Raw genomic sequence first — 17,569 nt, 5'->3', positions numbered from 1 at the left:
TACGCCTGCGGCCAGCGCGCACGGATGGCCGCGGATTGCTGGCTGATCGAGCCTGTCGTCTCGCTGACAGGGATGCCGGCCAGTCTACTGTGGCGGCTGAGTTCGTCCTTGATCTGGCACAGCGACCAGCACCGCCTGGGCCGCTGCATCCGCTGCTGGCGCAAAGCGTATTCATTGCGCGCGCCTTTATTGGCAGCGCCGGCCGGTCGTTCAAGTGGCCAGGACCGGCATGCCACGGAACCACGCCAGTTGCTCGCGCGTCAGGTAATTGGCGCCATCGCCATGCAGGAGGACGATTTCGATTTCGGGGGGAATCGAAGCGACCAATTGCGCGCCCGTCACGGGAATCGTGGGAAACGCGATGCCGGCCAGGAAAGCCGGGTCTTCCGCCACCGTCACGCACTGGCGCTCGGGATTGGGCGATGGCACGAGGAACAGGTCGATCTGCTCGCTTTGCCCGCCGATGACGACGTGCAATTGCGCGGCCAGCAGTTCGGGCAGGATCAGCTCGATGTTATTCTCGGTGCGCGATTGCTGGAAAGCGTTTTTCAGGGGCGTCAGGACAGGCGTGGCGGACATGGGAATAGTAAAAAATGGGGACGGCGGCAGTGTAGCAGAGGCGCCCTCTCGGGCGCGCTCCGCTGGCTCGGCAGCTACAGCTTGTAGTTCAAGGACAGCAGCACGCTGCGCGGCGCGCCGTATCGTTCCAGCCCGCCCGACCAGGAGTAGCCGAGTCCCTGGTAGTAGCGGCGGTCGAGCACGTTGTCGATATTTACGCGCAGCTGCAGCTGCTCGCTGAGACGGTAGCCGGCCGTCAGCCCGACGATGGCGTAGCCACCCTGCTGCGTCAGATAAGCCTTGTCGCGGCGGTAGATCTTGTCCTGCGCAGTCACTGAGGCACCCATATTCCACCGCGCCAGGCTGCCGCTCAGTTGCACAGTCGTGTACAGCTTGAACAATTGCTTCGGTTCATCCGTGGCGATGCGCTGGCCGATGTTGGCGGCCACGCTATCCTTCGTGTACTTGGCCAGCACATAGGTGTAGCCGCCCGCGATCTGCCAGCCCGGCAGAGGCGAGCCCGACAATTGCAGATCGACGCCTTCGCTCAGCACTTGTCCGGCCGCGCGGGCGCAATAGATGGCGCCGCCTGTCGGGCAATTGACTTCATCGGCCATGGCGCGGTTGTTTTGTTTGATGCGGAACAAGGCGCCGCTGGCATTGAGCCTGCCGCCGAAATACTCGCCCTTCACGCCTACTTCCAGGTTGGTGCCGCTCAAAGGAGGCAAGGTATTGCCGCGCACATCGAGCACGCTTTGCGGCTGGAAGATCTGCGTGCCGCTCGCATACACGGAGTGATGCTGGTCCAGGTCGTAGACCAGGCCCGCATACGGCGTGAACTTGGCGTTTTCCGTCAGGTCGCGGCGCCAGGTGGGATTGGTGGCATACCAGCCCGTGACATCCTGCGCATACCATCCGAAGCGCCCGCCCAGCACCAAGCGCAGCGGATCGGCCAGGCTGAAGTTGCCGGCCGCATAAATGCCCTTCTCGTCCGTCTTGCGGCCCCAGTTGTAGGGCTCGAACGGCGCGCCATTCATGCGGTAGGCACGGGGATTCCAGTGTCGGAGATCGATCACGCGCTTCCCCGCACCTTCCCAGCTCTGGCCAGCGTCCGAATCGTCATGGCGGTAGCTGGCGCCAACGATGACGTCATGCTGGCGGCCGAACCAGGTGACGGGGCCACTCAAGCGCCAGTCGGCCACCACTTGTTGCGTGTTGTACTTCCAACCCGTTTCCGACTGTTCCAGCAGATACGTTTCGCCATCGATGCGGCTGTTGGTGGTGTTGCGCGTGCTCGACGAGGCATCGATGTGCGTGATGGCGAATCGGCTGCGCCAGCCCTTCTCCAGCTGCGTTTCCAGGTCGGCGAAGACGACGTTGTTGTCGCGTTTCTGGAAAGAATCGGCATTATTCAGGAAAGTCGAGCGTGGCAAGTCCATGTGGCGGCCGTCGGCAAACGTGGGCAAGCCGACGAACACGCCATCCGTGCGGCTGTGCTGGCGCGAAAAGCCGATGCCGGCCGTGGTCGACGGCGTCAGGTCCGCTTCCACGATCGCATACACGGTGCCGTTGGTGTTGTTGACCACGTCGACAAAGCTGTCGCTGTCGCGCCAGCTGGCCGCCACGCGCCCGCGCACGCTGCCCGAGGCGTTCAGGGCATTGCTGGCGTCGACCGTCAATTGCCGGTCCTTCCAGCTGCCCAGGTGCGCGGACGCGTTCAGCAAGGGCGTGGCCGTGGGGCGCTTGCGTATCATGTTGATGCTGCCCGACGGCGCGCCCGCCCCTTCCATCAGGCCCGTAGCGCCGCGCACCACTTCCACGCGGTCGTACATCAGCATGTCGGCGGAGACGTTGCGCTCATTGAAACCCGTGACATCCAGCGGCAAGCCATCCACGTTGACGTGGCTCAAGGCGAAGCCACGGGCAAAATACGTGGTTTCCTGGTCGGACACGCCTTGCGTCTTGCCATACAGGCCGGGCGTGGCGCGCGCCACATCCTGCAAGGTAGTCAAATCAAAATCTTCCATTTGCTGGCGCGAAATGACGCTGACCGTTTGCGGCGTGTGGCGCTGCGACAGGTTCAAGCCCGTGGCCGTCGACAGATTCCTCGACGTGTATAAACCCGTGCCTTCCGTGGCGCGGTCCGCCTCGGCGCTGACGACCACGGCGGGCATGCTGTCCAGGCCGCCATCAGCCGTACTGATATTGATTTTACGCAACAAGTAATTGCCATTGCCACCATCCGTCACTTCCAAACCGCTGCCTTGCAGCAGTTTTTGCAAGCCGGCCGCGACGCCATGGCGGCCCTGCAAGCCTGGCGTCGCCATGCCGTCGAGCGCCACGCCCTGGGTGGACAGGTTGACGCCGGCCGCGATGGCAAACGACGCCAGCGCGCCGCGCAGGCTGCCGGCAGGAATATTGTAGTCGCGCACGTTGGCGGCCGGGCTGGACTCGGCAGCCAGCGCGGCCTGCGGCACACCGGTGCCGGCGGCGCCCAAGGCGAGGAGCAGGACCAGCGCGGCGCGCACGGCGCCCGTAGTCGGATGGAGCGTCATTCGCGCTGAAGAAAATGGTGCAAGGATGCGGTGCTGCAAAGCCATGTAAGCCCTTTCGATGGTTCGGATTGTTCGTTCTCTACCTTGTATGACGGAGCAATCTGAAAAAAGGGACAGGCAAACGGAAAATTTTGCTTCAGGCGGCCTCGACACTGATCCAGTAGCGCGTGCGGCGCGCCAGCCGGATCGGCAAGGAGCGCTGCAGCAAGAGCAGGATGTTGTCCGGGTCGTTCAGCTGGAAGATGCCGTCCACGGGCATGGTGGCCAGCGCCGGATCGCAGCGCAGCACGCCGTAGCGATAGCGCGCCACCTGTTCGAGCACCTCGCCCAGCGGCATGCGCTCGGCGATCAGCACGCCCCGCAGCCAGCCGGCAGCGTGCGGCGCCAGCGGCGTCAAGGCAGAAACGGCATGACCGTCGAAACTGCCCTGCCGACCCGCATCGACCCTGCGCAAGGCCTCGGGCGCCTGCGATGGCTGGATCTCGACGGCGCCTTCGCTGACGCTCACCTGCGTGCGCGGCGCCAGCACGCTGCCGCCCTGGCGCACGCTGAAGTGCGTGCCCAGCGCGCGCACGGCGCCATTGCTGCTGCGCACAAGAAACGGTCGCGCCGGCACGGCCCCGTCGTGCGCCGTGCCGACGTGGATTTCCCCCGCATGCAGCACGAGCAGCCGCTCCGCCGCGCCGTAATGCACGTCGATGGCCGTGTCCGTATTGAGCGCCAGTTGCGTGCCATCAGGTAATGTCATGTGGCGCATTTCGCCTCTGGCCGTGCGGATGCCGGCGCGCCACGCCTGCCAGGGTGCCGACTGGCTGGCCAGCCACAGCACCGGCCCAGCCGCGATCAGTCCGGCCAGGCCGTAGAGCACGGCACGCCGCTGCGGCGACTGCGGCGCCGCGTCCGCCGTCTGGCGCAGCGCGGGCGGCACGCTGGCCAGGGTGCTGCACACCAGCTCGGCCCGCTTCCACGCCGTTTCGTGCGCGGGATCGCTGGCACGCCAGGCCTGGAACGCTTGCTGCTCGTCGGGGTTCAAGGCGCCACCGTGCAAACGCACCAGCCATTGCGCCGCCGCGCGGGCGGCGCGGGGATCGATGGCGCTCACAGGATCAGCAGGATGCAGCGCTCAAACGCCTGCACCATGTAGCGCTTGATGCTGCGCTCGCTCACGGCCAGGCGCCGGGCAATTTCCCCGTAAGCAAGGCCGTCGACATGCGCCAGCAGGAAGGCGCTGCGCACCAGCGGCGGCAAGCCATCGAGCATGGCATCGATGCGCTGCAAGGCTTCGCGCACCAGCAAACGCTCTTCCGGCGACTGCATCAGCAGATCGGGCTGCTGCGCCAGGGTTTCCAGCCACGCCTGCTCCAGCGACAGGCGCCGGTAATGGTCGATCAGCAAGCGCTGCGCCACGGTCGTCAGATAGGCGCGCGGTTCGTGCAGGGGCTGGCGGCCATCCTGGGGCGCCGTCAGCAGGCGCACGAAGGTATCCTGCGCCAGGTCGGCCGCATGGTCGGCGCACTGCAGCTTGGCGCGCAGCCAGCGCATCAGCCAGCCGTGGTGGCTGCTGTAGATGCCTGCTATCGACTCGCTGGACTGCGCAATGTTCACGACGGACTCCTGCGCTGCAAGCGGCAAGGTGGAGGGTTTGCAATAATCGGGTAGACCACGCCATCCAACTAAGAATAATTCTCATTATCGCAAACACTGCGCGCCCGCGTCAATGCCGGAGCCTGTCCATCCTGGCAAACTGTTGTTTCAGCGTTGCGCCTGGCGGTACATTGCCTGCCTCAACGCTGGCTTAACGTTTTTGCGCGGGCTTCGCTGCCGCCGGCGCCGGCCGGACGATGCTGGGCTTGACATACATCGCGGTGTTATCGCTGCGCATCTCGATATCGAACATGCCGCTCGCGCGCAAGACTTCACTGAGTTTCTTGTAGCCGTAATTGATAGGCGAAAAGGAACTGGTGTTGGACACGTACTTGCCTACCTTGCTCAAATGCGACCAGCCGTCGATCTCGGATGTCTGGCTCACGGCATTGAGCAACAGCTGCGTCAAGACGGGATCCTCGCTCAAGGTGCCGTCGCGAACGGGCTCGGCAGCTGCCTGCCCCGCTGCCACTTGCGTCGTAGGCACCAGGTTTTCAATGTAGATGAACTGCGAACATGCCTGCACGAAGGCCAAAGGCGTTTTGCGTTCGCCGAAGCCGAAGACGGGCAAGCCGCTCTCCAGGATGCGCATGGCCAGCGGCGTGAAATCGCTGTCGCTCGTCATCAAGGCGAAGCCGTCGACATTCTTGCTGTACAACAAGTCCATCGCGTCGATGATCATCGCGGCGTCCGTCGCGTTCTTGCCGCTGGTGTACGCGAACTGCTGCAAGGGGCGGATGGCATTCGGGTGGAGTTTTTCTACCCAGCCGCTCAGATAGCTGCTCTTCCAGTCGCCATGCGCATGCCGCACATTGACGGTGCCATGTTTGGCCAGCTCGGCAAGGACGCCTTCCACGGCGCTGCTGCTCACGTTATCGCAATCGATCAACAAGGCGATGCGCATGTCATTGGGTTTCACAATCACTCCTGAAAGAGCCGGTGGGCGGCGGTATCGGCATCAGCGTATCGCAGGCGGCAAGACGGCTGGCGCCCATTCCGCATTCGCCCCCTTTACCTGCATCCAGCTATTCGCAATCAAGCGGTATTCCAGTTTTTTTTCATAGTGGCCCACGCCGCCGTATTCGACGGTCAGCCAGATACAACGATGGCCTGCGACACCGCCAATCAGCCTGCGCATCGGCACGGTCTGATCGAGGATAACGTCCGTCGGATTGAATTTTCCGCCGATGTCCGCGATGCCCGCGATGCCCGGCCTGGCGCGCCCCAGCAAGTCCTGAACCTTGGCAGGAAGTGCATCGAGCGATGTCACGGCCGCTCTGTCGTCTGCATCACATGAAGCGTCCTGCGCCCTGGACTGGACCGGGCACGCCAGCACGACCATCAATACAGCAGCAAATCCGGGTTTCATCTTGACGGTTCTTTCAATTGCCAAATGGGAAAGTACCTATCTTCTCACGCGGGAGCCGATAGCGCCAGTTGGCCGGCCACGGGCGTGGCAAAGCCGCCGGGACTATGGGCCATGATTGATGTCAAAGAACAAGCAGGTATGCGCAAGGGCGCCCGGGACGGGCAGGATCAGGGCCGGCCGCGTCCGGTCACCTGGAGCGGGTAATGTGACTAAGGTGGCTAAGGTGGCTAAGGTGGCTAAGGTGGCTAAGGTGGCTAAGGTGGCTAAGGTGGCTAAGGTGGCTAAGGTGGCGAACGTCCGGCAGACCGGACGTTCGCCTCTCATCGGTCAGTGCTGGCCGATCTTCATGATTTTCAGCGCGTTCGTGCCGCCAACCTTGCCCATCGGCTCGCCCCAGGTCAGCACGACGGTGTCGCCCTTGGTCACGACCTTATGTTCCAGCAGCAAGTCTTCCGCCTGCTGCAAGACCTTGTCGCGGTCCGTGCCGGACGTCAATTCCAGGGTGCTGACGTTGCGGTACAGGGCCAGCTTGCGGCGCGTCCCTACACTCGGGGTCAGCGCGACGATGGGGATATCGATGTTGCAACGGCTCATCCACAGTGCCGTGGAACCCGATTCCGTCAAGGTGGCAATGGCTTTCACGCGCAGGTGGTGGGCCGTAAACAGGGCGCCGTAGGCAATCGACTGGTCGATGCGCGAGAACGTGGCGTTGAGGAAATCGGCGTCCAGCTTGCAGGTATCCCACTTTTCCGCGTCCAGGCAGATGGCGGCCATGGCTTCCACCGTTTCAATCGGATAGCGGCCCGAAGCCGTTTCCGCCGACGTCATGACGGCGTCCGTGCCATCGAGCACGGCATTGGCCACGTCCGACACTTCCGCGCGCGTCGGCACGGCGTTGACGATCATCGATTCCATCATCTGCGTGGCAGTAATGGCCAGTTTGTTCGACGCGCGCGCCATCTTGATCATGCGTTTTTGCAAGGCTGGCACGGCCGCATTGCCCACTTCCACGGCCAGGTCGCCACGCGCCACCATGATGCCGTCGGACGCGTCGAGGATTTCTTGCAGCGCGGGAATGGCTTCCGCGCGTTCGATCTTGGCGATCATCATCGGCTTGTGGTCCCACGCTTCGCCGGCGATATTGGCCAGCTGGCGCGCCATCACCATGTCGGTAGCGTTTTTCGGGAAGGACACGGCCACGTAATCGGCCTGAAAGCTCATCGCCGTTTTCACGTCTTCCATGTCTTTCGCCGTCAGGGCCGGGGCCGACAAGCCGCCGCCCTGGCGGTTGATGCCCTTGTTGTTCGACAATTCGCCGCCGATTTTCACTGTCGTGTGGATTTCGCTGCCGATGACCTTGTCCACCGTCAAGACAATGAGGCCGTCGTTGAGCAACAGCACGTCGGCCGTGCGCAAGTCGCGCGGCAATTCCTTGTAGTCGAGGCCGCAACGTTCCAGATTGCCCAGTTCGCCGTTTTCGCCCCACTTCGCGTCGAGGATGAAGGAAGCGCCGTTTTCCAGGAAAATCTTGCCTTCTTCAAACTTGCCGACGCGAATCTTTGGACCTTGCAAGTCAGCCATGATGGCCACTTCGCGGCCGCACAGGGCTGCCGCTTCGCGCACCATGCGGGCGCGGTCGATATGGTCTTGCGCCTTGCCATGCGAAAAGTTCAAGCGCACGACGTCGACGCCGGCCTTGAACATGCGGACCAGGGTATCGATATCGTTCGAAGCGGGGCCGATGGTGGAAACGATCTTGGTAGCGCGTTGCTGTACTTGCATGGTCATGGTGTGCTGCTTTCTATAATGAGTTGCTACAAGGGCCAGCCTTGTGGGCCGGCCGTCCTGGTGCGCTGGATCAGCGGTACTACGTTCTTACTTGGCCGCCATCAGGGCGACCGTGGTGTCCAACATGCGGTTCGAGAAGCCCCACTCGTTGTCGTACCACGACGACACCTTCACGAGGCGGCCCGAGACCTTGGTCAGGGTCGAATCGAAGTTCGACGACGCCGGGTTGTGGTTGAAGTCGATGGAAACGAGCAGTTCCGTCTGGTAAGTGAGGATGCCCTTCAGCGCGCCTTCCGACGCCGCTTTCAGCAAGGCGTTGACTTCTTCGACCGTGGTGTCGCGCTTGGCGATGAAGGACAGGTCGACCAGCGACACGTTAATCGTCGGCACGCGGATGGCGAAACCGTCCAGCTTGCCATTCAGTTCCGGCAAGACGAGGCCGACAGCGGCCGCCGCGCCCGTCTTGGTGGGGATCATCGAATGCGTGGCCGAACGGGCGCGGCGCAAGTCTTCATGCATCACGTCGGACAACACCTGGTCGTTCGTGTAGGCGTGCACGGTGGTCATCAGACCCGATTCGATGCCGATGGCGTCGTTGAGCGGTTTTACCAGTGGCGCCAGGCAATTCGTCGTGCACGAGGCATTCGAGATGACCGTGTCCGATGCCTTCAGCACGTGCTGGTTGACGCCAAACACGATGGTGGCGTCCACATCCTTGCCGCCTGGCGCGGAAATGATGACTTTCTTTGCTCCCCCCTTCAGGTGGGCCGACGCTTTTTCCTTGGTGGTGAAGAAACCTGTGCATTCGAGCACCACGTCCACGCCCAGTTCGCCCCAGGGTATCAGGGCCGGGTCGCGCTGCGCGAAGACGCGGATGCGGTCGCCATTGACGATCATATTGTCGCCGTCGATGGTGACGACGCCGGGGAACTTGCCGTGCACCGTGTCGTAGCGCGTCAAATGCGCATTCGACTTGGCATCGCCCAGGTCGTTGATGGCGACGATTTCGATATCCTGCTGCTTGCCGCCTTCATAAAACGCGCGCAAGACGTTGCGGCCGATGCGGCCATAGCCATTGATGGCAACTTTGATGGTCATGCTGTCTCCTTGATATTGTTTGAATGAATCAATTAGCCGCTATTGCGCAAGCCCGCGGCGATGCCGTTGATCGACAAATGGATGCCCGTGCGCGCCGCCGCATCCTGCTTACCCTCACGGAAACGTTTCAACAGCTCCACCTGCACGTGATTCAGCGGGTCGATGTACGGAAAACGGTTGCGTATCGAGCGCTGCATAAGCGGGTTGGCTTGCTGCAACTCTTCCTGGCCCGTGATCAGCTTCAAGGCGTCCAGGGTGGCCGCGTATTCGGCGCGGATGCGGGTAAAGATAGCCTCGCGCAAGGCCTTGTCCTTGACCAGTTCCGCATACTTGCCGGCAATGGCGATGTCGCTCTTGGCCAGGACCATATCCATGTTTGACAGCAAGGACGTGAAGAAGGGCCAATCCGTGTACATGTCGCGCAGCACGTCCGCACCGTCCGTCGGATGGGCGGCCAGGTAGGCTTGCACGGCGGAACCAAAGCCGAACCAGCCCGGCAGCATCAAACGGCATTGCGCCCAGCTCAAGACCCAGGGAATGGCGCGCAAATCCTCGATGGACGTGGATTTCTTGCGCGAGGCGGGACGGCTGCCGATATTCAGCGCAGCGATTTCCGCGATCACCGTCGATTCCCAGAAATACTGCTCGAAGCCGTCCGTGCCGTACACGAGGTCGCGGTAGGCGTTCAGGGCCGTGCCGGACAGCTCTTCCATCGCGGCCAGATGGCCCGCGCCGGCCGAGGCCTTCGGTTGCAGCTGTGCCTGCGGCAGCAGGGTCGACTGGATGGTGGCAGCCACCAGCACTTCCAGGTTGCGGCGCCCCACTTCCGGGTTCGCATACTTGGCCGTGATGACTTCGCCCTGCTCCGTCAAACGGATTTGTCCCTGCACGGCGCCCGCTGGCTGGGCCAGGATGGCTTCGTAGCTGGGGCCGCCACCACGTCCGACGGAACCGCCGCGGCCGTGGAACAGACGCAGCTTGATCTGGTATTCCTTGAACACGGTCACCAGCTCGATCTCGGCCTTGTAGAGTTCCCAGCCGGAGGTGAGGAAGCCGCCGTCCTTGTTGCTGTCCGAGTAGCCGAGCATGACTTCCTGCTGGTCAGCGCGCGACGCCAGCAAACCCCGGTAGAACGGCAAGCCAAACGCGCGCGTCATGATGGCGGGGCCGGCGCGCAAGTCGTCGATGGTCTCGAACAGGGGAATGATGTTGACGTCCACTTCGCGGCTGTCCTGGCGCAGCAAGCCCACTTCCTTCAGCAGCAAGGCCACCTCCAGCAAGTCCGACACGCTGGCAGCCTTAGAGATGATGCAGTTCGGCACCGATTCACGGCCATATTTGACATGGGCTGCGCGCACGGCGCGGAAGATGTCGAGTTCGGAGGTGGTTTCCTCGGAGTACTGTGCATACGGCGACGTCAGCAGGCGTGGCGACTCCAGTTCGGCCAGCAGCACGGCGATGCGCTGCTCTTCATCGAGGTCCAGATACACGAGGCCCGGCTGGGCGCCGGCGAACAGTTCGCCCACGACGCGCTCGTGCACGTCGGAATTCTGGCGCAAGTCCAGCGGCGCCAGCGAAAAGCCGAAGACCTTGACGGCGCGGCGCAGCTGGCGCAGCCGGCCACGCGCCAGCGCGCGCAAGCCATTGCTGACCAGCGAATGCTGGACCACGTCGAGGTCGGCCAGCAGTTCAAACGCGGCAGCGTAAGGCTGCACGCCGTCGGCTTGCTTGCCCTTGCCGCACAAGGCGATGCGCGTCGCATCCAGGCGCGCATGGATGCCGTGCAGGGCGCGGCGGTACGGCTCGTCGACCCGGTGCGGCGAGGCATCGGCCGAACGTTCGGCCAGCGCGCGCAGCGGCTCGCTGCACGCGTTCAAGATTTGCGCCAATGACAGTTGCGAAGCGAGCTTGCGCAATTCACCGAGGTAAAAATCGAGCACCTTGTCGGCCTGCGTCTGCAGGGTGCTGCGCAGGATTTCGGCCGTGACGAAGGGGTTACCATCGCGGTCGCCGCCGATCCAGCTGCCCACCTTCATGAAATTGGGCAATTCCGCATCTTCCCAGCGGGCATCGCGCTGGGCCAGCATGGTTTCCAGCGAGGAATACAATTTCGGCAATTCGCGCAAGATGGTGTGGTCGTAGAACGACAGGCCATTGGCCACTTCATCCATGACGGACAGTTTGCTGGTGCGCAACAAACGCGTTTGCCACAGGGTAACGATGCCGCGGCCCAGCGCTTCTTCGTTTTGCTCGGTCTCTTCCGGCGTCATTTGCACGCGGTCGCGCTCGCTCAACAGGCGCGCGATGGCCATCTGGCAATTCTGGATGCTCTTGCGCTGCACTTCCGTCGGATGCGCCGTGAAGACGGGGCTGACAAACGCATCTTCAAAGAACGTTTCCAGCGCATCGGCCTTGCCCGCGTCGAACACATTGCCGACGGCATGGCTGAGGCTACCTTGGCGCGGCGGCGAACCGGCGATCAAATGGGCGCGCGTGCGGCGAATGTGATGTTGGTCTTCTGCAATATTGGCCAGCAGCGAGAAATAGCTGAAAGCGCGCGTCAATTGCGTGGTTTCTTCCTGCGACAGCGCTTGCAAGGCGTCCGACAGCTGCGCGCGCGCCACTTCATCATTGTCGCGGCGGAAACGGATGGCCAGCTGACGCACATGCTCGATGCGTTCAAAGGCGGGGTCGCCCAGGTGGTTGCGGATGGCGTCGCCCAGCAGACGGCCCAACTGGCGGATATCGCTGCTCAGCAGCTCGTCTTTCACTTCATTCATTTGCATGGTATTCATTTCCTGGGGCGGCCACGGCGGCACCGCACAGATTGCGTAGTACGCGCTTCCCGGCCCGGGAAACGCCCATCATCCATTTTGTAGTAAATTTACCTTATTGTCTCACCATCCTCTTGATTTTCATCAATAAAATCCACGTCAAAAGGGTCACAAAGGGCTTGCAAGCTGTTTATCAGGGCAACAATATGAAAATTTACTACGCATTTAAGTGAAAGGCAACCAAATTTGTCTTTCCAGACTGAAAAGTGACGGTGCAAGTCACATGGCGGTGGCGATGGCCAGGCACTCTCCTGTATGCTGGCGGATGAAACAAGGATGTAATCCACATCTTTATAAGTGAACCCCATGCGACTGACTGCCTATACCGACTACACCCTGCGCACCCTGATGTATTTAGGCGTGCACCGCGACCGGCTCGTGACCATCCAGGACATTGCCGACCTGCATACCATCTCGAAGAATCACCTGATGAAGGTGGTGCACCAACTGGGCCTGTCAGGCATTGTGGAAACGGTGCGTGGACGCAACGGCGGCTTGCGCCTTGCGCGCGACCCGGCCGAGATCAATATCGGCACGGTGGTGCGCGAGACGGAAAACGATTTTTTCATGGCGGAATGTTTTAACAAGGAAAACAACACTTGCCCGCTGACGCCGGATTGCCTGTTGAAAGCCAAGCTGGGTCAGGCCACTGGCGCCTTCCTGGCCGTGCTCGACACGGTGACCCTGGCAACCATCCTTGAGCCCGCAGGCAATACACCGGCGGCAGCGGCGGCAGCGGGCGTGATTCCCCTGCATCTGGCCAAGTAAGCGCGTTACACCGTGCGCTAAAAACAACAATGCCCGGCAAGCCGGGCATTGTTTCCTGCAGCAACTATCTAAAACATCAATGCGCGCTGGCACCAGAGGCGCCGATGCCCGTTTCCGAACGCATTTGCTGCGCTTCGTAACCGGCGCGGTCGATGCGCGCGCGCGGGCTCTTGTCGAGCACCGAGAACAGCCAAATGCCGACAAAGCCTGCCGTCATCGAGAACAGCGCTGGCGAGGCGTACGGGAACAACGCCGCCGGGTGGCCCAGCACGTCGACCCACACGGACTTCGACACCACCGTCAGCGCCACTGCCGTGGTCAAGCCCAGGAAGCCGCCGATGGTGGCGCCCCGCGTGGTGCAGTCTTTCCACAGCACCGACATGAACAGCACGGGGAAGTTGGCCGAAGCGGCGATGGCGAAGGCCAGCGAAACCATGAAGGCAATATTCTGCTTTTCAAACGCGATGCCCAGCACCACGGCGATGATGCCCAGGACGATGGTGGTCACGCGCGACACTTTCAATTCATTGGCGCCCGTGGCCTTGCCCTTCTTGATGACGGTGGCATACAGATCGTGCGACACGGCTGAAGCGCCCGACAGGGTCAAGCCAGCCACGACGGCCAGGATGGTGGCAAACGCGACAGCCGACATGAAGCCGAGGAACACATTACCGCCCACGGCCTTGGCCAGATGCACGGCCGCCATGTTATTACCACCCAGCAACTTGCCTGCAGCATCCTTGAACTCGGGATTGGTGCTCACCAGCACGATGGCGCCAAAGCCGATGATGAAGGTCAGGATGTAGAAATAGGCGATCCAGGTAGTGGCCCAGAACACGGATTTGCGCGCTTCCTTGGCGCTCGGCACCGTGAAGAAACGCATCAGGATGTGCGGCAAGCCGGCCGTACCGAACATCAGCGCCATGCCGAAGGAGATGGCCGAGATCGGGTCCTTGATGAAGGAACCGGGACCCATGATGGCTTCCTTGGCGGCGTGCACGTCCACCGACTTGGCGAACAGCGCTTCCGGGCTGAAGTTGAATTGCGCCAGCACGGCCACGGCCATGAAGGTGGCGCCGCCCAGCAACATCACGGCCTTGATGATCTGCACCCAGGTGGTGGCCGTCATGCCGCCAAACAGCACGTAAATCATCATCAATGTACCGACCAGGACGACAGCGATCCAGTATTCGAGGCCGAACAGCAGCTTGATCAGCTGGCCCGCGCCCACCATCTGCGCGATCAGGTAGAACGCCACCACGACCAGGGTGCCGGAAGCCGAGAAAATGCGGATCGGCGCCTGCTTGAAGCGGTAGGCGGCCACGTCGGCAAACGTGTAACGGCCCAGGTTGCGCAGGCGCTCGGCCATCAGGAAGGTGATGATGGGCCAGCCGACGAGAAAGCCGATGGCGTAGATCAAGCCATCGTAGCCGTTCAGAAAGACGGCGGCGGAAATGCCGAGGAAGGAGGCGGCCGACATATAGTCGCCCGCAATGGCAAGGCCATTCTGGAAGCCCGTGATGCCGCCGCCGGCCGTATAGAAATCGGAGGCCGACTTGGTCTTCGCGGCCGCCCACTTGGTGACGAACAGGGTGAAGATGACGAAGGCGGCGAACATGGTGATCGCCGTCCAGTTGGTGGGTTGCTTGACTGCCTGGCCCAGGTCGGCGCCGGCCGCCAGCACACTGTTGCTGGCGCTCGCCAGCAAGGTCAGGACTGCCAGGCAGAAAAATTTGCGTTGCATCGATGGGGCGCCGTTCATGCTTGCACCCGTGCCTGGATGGCGCTGGTCAGGTCGTCGAATTGCTTGTTGGCGCGGCGCACGTAAATGCCGGTGATCACCACGGTAAACACGATGACGAACAGGCCGATCGGCATGCCCCAGGTCATCACGCCCGTGCCCGTTTTAGTGGCGAGAAATTCCTTGTTGAAGGCGATGAGCAAGATGTAGCCGTAGTACACCAGCATCATCAGGCCCGTCAGCGCCCAGCCGAAGCGGGAGCGTACCTTGACCAACTGATGATAGTTGGGATCTCCCTTGATTTTCTGAACCAGATCGTCATGCATTGTGTTGCCTCCTGTTATGTAAAAGCGTGCTCTTTTGTGTGAGCTTGGATTCACAGTACAGCGCGAGACTTACCCGCCCCTTACGGCAGCGGTTTTTTCTCGCAGAAGCAACACAAGGAGCAACACAAGGCAGGCAGGGTCAGTTCAGCGCGGCGGCCGGTCCGAAGAACTCATGGTGCGTCTGCTGTTCCGGCACGCCCAGCTCGCGCAAGTATTGCTTGACGGCGCGCATGAAGGGCTGCGGTCCCAGGAAGTAGGCATCGACGTCGCGCGAGGCCGGCAGCCAGCAATCGAGGTTCTCTTTATTGAGCAAGCCGACAGCGTCCGGCGCCTCTTGCTCGCCGCCATGTTCCGCATAGCAGTAATAACGCTGCAGTTGCGGGTGCTGCGCGGCCAGTGCGTCGATCTGCTGGCGAAACGCATGCACGCCCTGGTTGCGCGCCGCGTGGATGAAATGCACGGGACGCTTGCCGCGCAGGGCCGCCGTCAGCATGGCCAGGGTCGGCGTGATGCCCACGCCGCCGCTGATCAGCACCAGCGGCTTGTCGCTGTCGATCAGCACGAAGTCGCCCGATGGCGGCGTCAGCTGCACCGTATCGCCCGCCTGCACGTGGTCGTGGAAGAAATTGGAGACCTTGCCACCCTGCTCGCGCTTGATGCTGATGCGGTAAGTCTGACCATTGCTGGCGGCGGACAAGGAGTACTGGCGGCGCATGGGCACGCCATCGACCATGGCCAGCACACCAATATATTGACCCGGCGCAAAGTCGAGCACGGGCTGGCCATCGGCGGGCGCCATCAGGAAGGACGTGATCTCGTCGCTTTCCACATGCTTGCCCTGCACGATAAAGTCGCGCGCGCCGCTCCAGCCGCCAGGCGCGGCGGCCTGCGCCTTGTAGATGCGCCCTTCTTCGCCGGCCAGGATGTCGGCCAGCTGGCCGTAGGCTGCACCCCAGGCGTCGATGACGGCGTCGCTGGCCACCTCGGCGCCCAGCACTTCGCGGATGGCTTGCAGCAGGCTGGCGCCCACCAGCGGATAGTGTTCGGCACGGATCTGCAGGGCCACGTGCTTGTTGACGATGGTGGCCACCAGGTCGCCCAACGCGGCAAGCTGGTCGATATGCTTGGCGTACATCAACACGCCATTGGCCAGCGCGCGCTGCTGGTCGCCGCTGTGCTGGTGCGCCTGGTTAAAGTACGGCAGCACTTCGGGATGGTCGCGGAACAGATTCTTGTAGAAGTGGCGCGTCAGCGCTTCACCGCCCTGTTCGAGGATGGGGACGGTGGCCGTGATGATGGCGCGTTGTTCTTGGGTCAGCATGTAAAACTCCTGTGTGTATGTCATGAATCGGTGTTATGCCAGCGTCTCTACCGCTGGATACAGTTCGTGGTCCTCGCGCCGCATACGCTGATACAGCGCGTGCAGCACGGTATTGGCTTCGCTGCGGAAGGCATCCGGTTCGGCTGCCAGGCGCACCGGCGTATTCCAGCGGCCGGCGAAGTCCAGGTAGGCGCCGGCAATGCCGTGCATTTCGTTTTCGTACTGGCGCCCCAGCTGCGCCACCTTGGTCACGCCGCAACTCTGCGCAGCCGGATACAGGTAGCGCTGCTCGACGGCCAGGTGCAGCTTGATCAAGCCGCTCATGGCGATGATCTGTTCGGCAATAGCCTGTGCCTGTGCGGCGACACCGCCGCGCGCCAGCTGGCGCAAGTCATCGATGGAGGCCAGGATGGCCAGGTGCTGCTGTTTGAATTTGTCGATATTCATGGCGTGTTTCTCTTGTTGAGTGATGCCAGTGTAGCGGAATTCGCTTAAACATGCAAATTACATGCATCTTTAAAGTGTCAGTGTTTCCTGCTGGAATCTGGATCGACATGCGCCACTATGTGCGGCACAGAACACAAGCCACGACCCTGCCTGCCTATAATTTATTCATCACAGCGCGTGCCCGTTTGCGGCCGTGCCGCACCCTCCACTCCAGCCAAGGATGAGCATGAAAATGAAGACGGACACGGTCAAGACGGGCACGGGCCAGGCGCAGCAACTGGCCAGCATCATCAGCGAGCACCACACGGAACTGCTGGACGGCTGGATGGCCGGCCTGGTCGCCCGCCTGCTACGGCGCGACAAGATTGCGGAAAATGAGCTGCGCCAGCAGGCGGCGCAATTGCTGCCGCTGCTGGCCAGCGCCCTGGAAAGCGGCGACGCATTCGACATCGAAGGCGGCGCCTGGGACGACACGCGTCAGCTGCTGGCCGAAATATCGCAATCGCGCGTGCGCCAGGGCTATTCGCCGATCGACACGGCCAGCTTCATGTTTGCCCTGAAGGAGCCGCTGTTCGCCTATCTGCGCAAGGAAATCACGGCGCAGCCGCAGCAGTTGGGCGACGCCATCATCGGCACCAGCAAGCTGTTCGACGAGCTGGGCCTGCTGACCATAGCCATCTACCAGAAGGTGCGCGAACAGGTGATATTGCGCCAGCAACAGGAATTGCTGGAACTGTCCACGCCCGTGGTGCAGCTGTGGCAAAACGTGCTGGCCCTGCCCCTGATCGGCACCCTCGACAGCGCCCGTACGCAGGTGGTGATGGAAAGCCTGCTGCAAAAGATCGTCGACACGGGCGCCCTGATCGCCATCATCGACATCACGGGCGTGCCGACCGTCGACACCCTGGTGGCGCAGCACCTGCTGAAAACCATCGCCGCGGCGCGCCTGATGGGCGCCGACTGCATCATCAGCGGCATCCGCCCGCAGATCGCGCAAACCATCGTGCACCTGGGCGTGAACCTGGAAGACGTGATCACCAAGGCCACCCTGGCCGACGCCTTCGTCGTGGCCCTGAAACGCACGGGTTCCAGCATCACTTACCAGCAGCAACAACATTGA

General features: G+C 62.1%; 15 protein-coding genes. 2 read left to right on the top strand and 13 right to left on the bottom strand.

What is annotated here, in order from left to right; translation table 11 throughout:
• Nucleotides 1-210: 210 nt before the first annotated feature.
• From ACQ4W0_RS19365 to ppc, 9 genes are all read right to left on the bottom strand, one after another.
• Nucleotides 211-579 carry a hypothetical protein gene (locus tag ACQ4W0_RS19365; protein ID WP_436578225.1) on the bottom strand — a complete coding sequence of 123 codons (369 nt, stop codon included), beginning with the start codon at nucleotides 577-579 and terminating at the stop codon, nucleotides 211-213.
• Between the two features lie 74 nt (nucleotides 580-653).
• Nucleotides 654-3,113 (bottom strand): TonB-dependent siderophore receptor, encoded by a 2,460-nt coding sequence (locus ACQ4W0_RS19360; protein WP_436578224.1) that lies wholly within the window; start codon nucleotides 3,111-3,113, stop codon nucleotides 654-656.
• A 136-nt stretch (nucleotides 3,114-3,249) separates the two neighbouring features.
• A complete protein-coding gene (locus tag ACQ4W0_RS19355; protein ID WP_436578223.1) occupies nucleotides 3,250-4,215 on the bottom strand; it encodes a FecR domain-containing protein in 966 nt (321 codons plus the stop codon).
• On the bottom strand, nucleotides 4,212-4,718 hold the full coding sequence (locus ACQ4W0_RS19350) for a sigma-70 family RNA polymerase sigma factor (protein WP_436578222.1): 507 nt from the start codon (nucleotides 4,716-4,718) through the stop codon (nucleotides 4,212-4,214). Before ACQ4W0_RS19350 ends, ACQ4W0_RS19355 begins: the two co-directional genes overlap by 4 nt.
• 190 nt (nucleotides 4,719-4,908) lie before the next feature.
• Nucleotides 4,909-5,676, bottom strand: coding sequence for an NYN domain-containing protein (locus tag ACQ4W0_RS19345; protein ID WP_436578221.1), 768 nt, complete (start codon nucleotides 5,674-5,676; stop codon nucleotides 4,909-4,911).
• A 39-nt stretch (nucleotides 5,677-5,715) separates the two neighbouring features.
• Entirely contained in the window at nucleotides 5,716-6,126 is a 411-nt protein-coding gene (locus ACQ4W0_RS19340) for a hypothetical protein (protein ID WP_436578220.1), read from the bottom strand.
• A 327-nt stretch (nucleotides 6,127-6,453) separates the two neighbouring features.
• A complete protein-coding gene (pyk, locus tag ACQ4W0_RS19335) occupies nucleotides 6,454-7,914 on the bottom strand; it encodes a pyruvate kinase (protein ID WP_436578219.1) in 1,461 nt (486 codons plus the stop codon).
• A gap of 87 nt (nucleotides 7,915-8,001) precedes the next feature.
• Nucleotides 8,002-9,012 carry a type I glyceraldehyde-3-phosphate dehydrogenase gene (gene gap, locus ACQ4W0_RS19330; RefSeq protein WP_436578218.1) on the bottom strand — a complete coding sequence of 337 codons (1,011 nt, stop codon included), beginning with the start codon at nucleotides 9,010-9,012 and terminating at the stop codon, nucleotides 8,002-8,004.
• Nucleotides 9,013-9,044: 32 nt separating this feature from the next.
• A complete protein-coding gene (gene ppc, locus ACQ4W0_RS19325; RefSeq protein ID WP_436578217.1) occupies nucleotides 9,045-11,798 on the bottom strand; it encodes a phosphoenolpyruvate carboxylase in 2,754 nt (917 codons plus the stop codon).
• A gap of 354 nt (nucleotides 11,799-12,152) precedes the next feature.
• On the opposite strand from ppc, the gene ACQ4W0_RS19320 reads away from it, so the two are divergent.
• Nucleotides 12,153-12,614, top strand: coding sequence for an RrF2 family transcriptional regulator (locus tag ACQ4W0_RS19320; protein ID WP_436578216.1), 462 nt, complete (start codon nucleotides 12,153-12,155; stop codon nucleotides 12,612-12,614).
• A 76-nt stretch (nucleotides 12,615-12,690) separates the two neighbouring features.
• Here the strand turns inward: ACQ4W0_RS19320 and ACQ4W0_RS19315 are convergent, their stop codons facing one another.
• From ACQ4W0_RS19315 to ACQ4W0_RS19300, 4 genes are all read right to left on the bottom strand, one after another.
• Nucleotides 12,691-14,358: a cation acetate symporter gene (locus ACQ4W0_RS19315; RefSeq protein ID WP_436578215.1), complete on the bottom strand. Its 1,668-nt coding sequence runs from the start codon at nucleotides 14,356-14,358 to the stop codon at nucleotides 12,691-12,693.
• A gap of 14 nt (nucleotides 14,359-14,372) precedes the next feature.
• On the bottom strand, nucleotides 14,373-14,681 hold the full coding sequence (locus tag ACQ4W0_RS19310) for a DUF485 domain-containing protein (protein WP_436578214.1): 309 nt from the start codon (nucleotides 14,679-14,681) through the stop codon (nucleotides 14,373-14,375).
• Nucleotides 14,682-14,820: 139 nt separating this feature from the next.
• Nucleotides 14,821-16,002, bottom strand: a complete 1,182-nt coding sequence (hmpA, locus tag ACQ4W0_RS19305; protein ID WP_436578213.1) for an NO-inducible flavohemoprotein — start codon at nucleotides 16,000-16,002, stop codon at nucleotides 14,821-14,823.
• Between the two features lie 33 nt (nucleotides 16,003-16,035).
• Nucleotides 16,036-16,449: a hemerythrin domain-containing protein gene (locus ACQ4W0_RS19300; protein WP_436578212.1), complete on the bottom strand. Its 414-nt coding sequence runs from the start codon at nucleotides 16,447-16,449 to the stop codon at nucleotides 16,036-16,038.
• Between the two features lie 226 nt (nucleotides 16,450-16,675).
• On the opposite strand from ACQ4W0_RS19300, the gene ACQ4W0_RS19295 reads away from it, so the two are divergent.
• Nucleotides 16,676-17,569 carry an STAS domain-containing protein gene (locus ACQ4W0_RS19295; RefSeq protein WP_436578211.1) on the top strand — a complete coding sequence of 298 codons (894 nt, stop codon included), beginning with the start codon at nucleotides 16,676-16,678 and terminating at the stop codon, nucleotides 17,567-17,569.

The sequence above is a fragment of the Janthinobacterium breve genome (assembly GCF_051380895.1).
Classification (GTDB): Bacteria; Pseudomonadota; Gammaproteobacteria; order Burkholderiales; family Burkholderiaceae_D; genus Janthinobacterium.
This window is presented reverse-complemented; position numbering and strand designations above follow the sequence as displayed.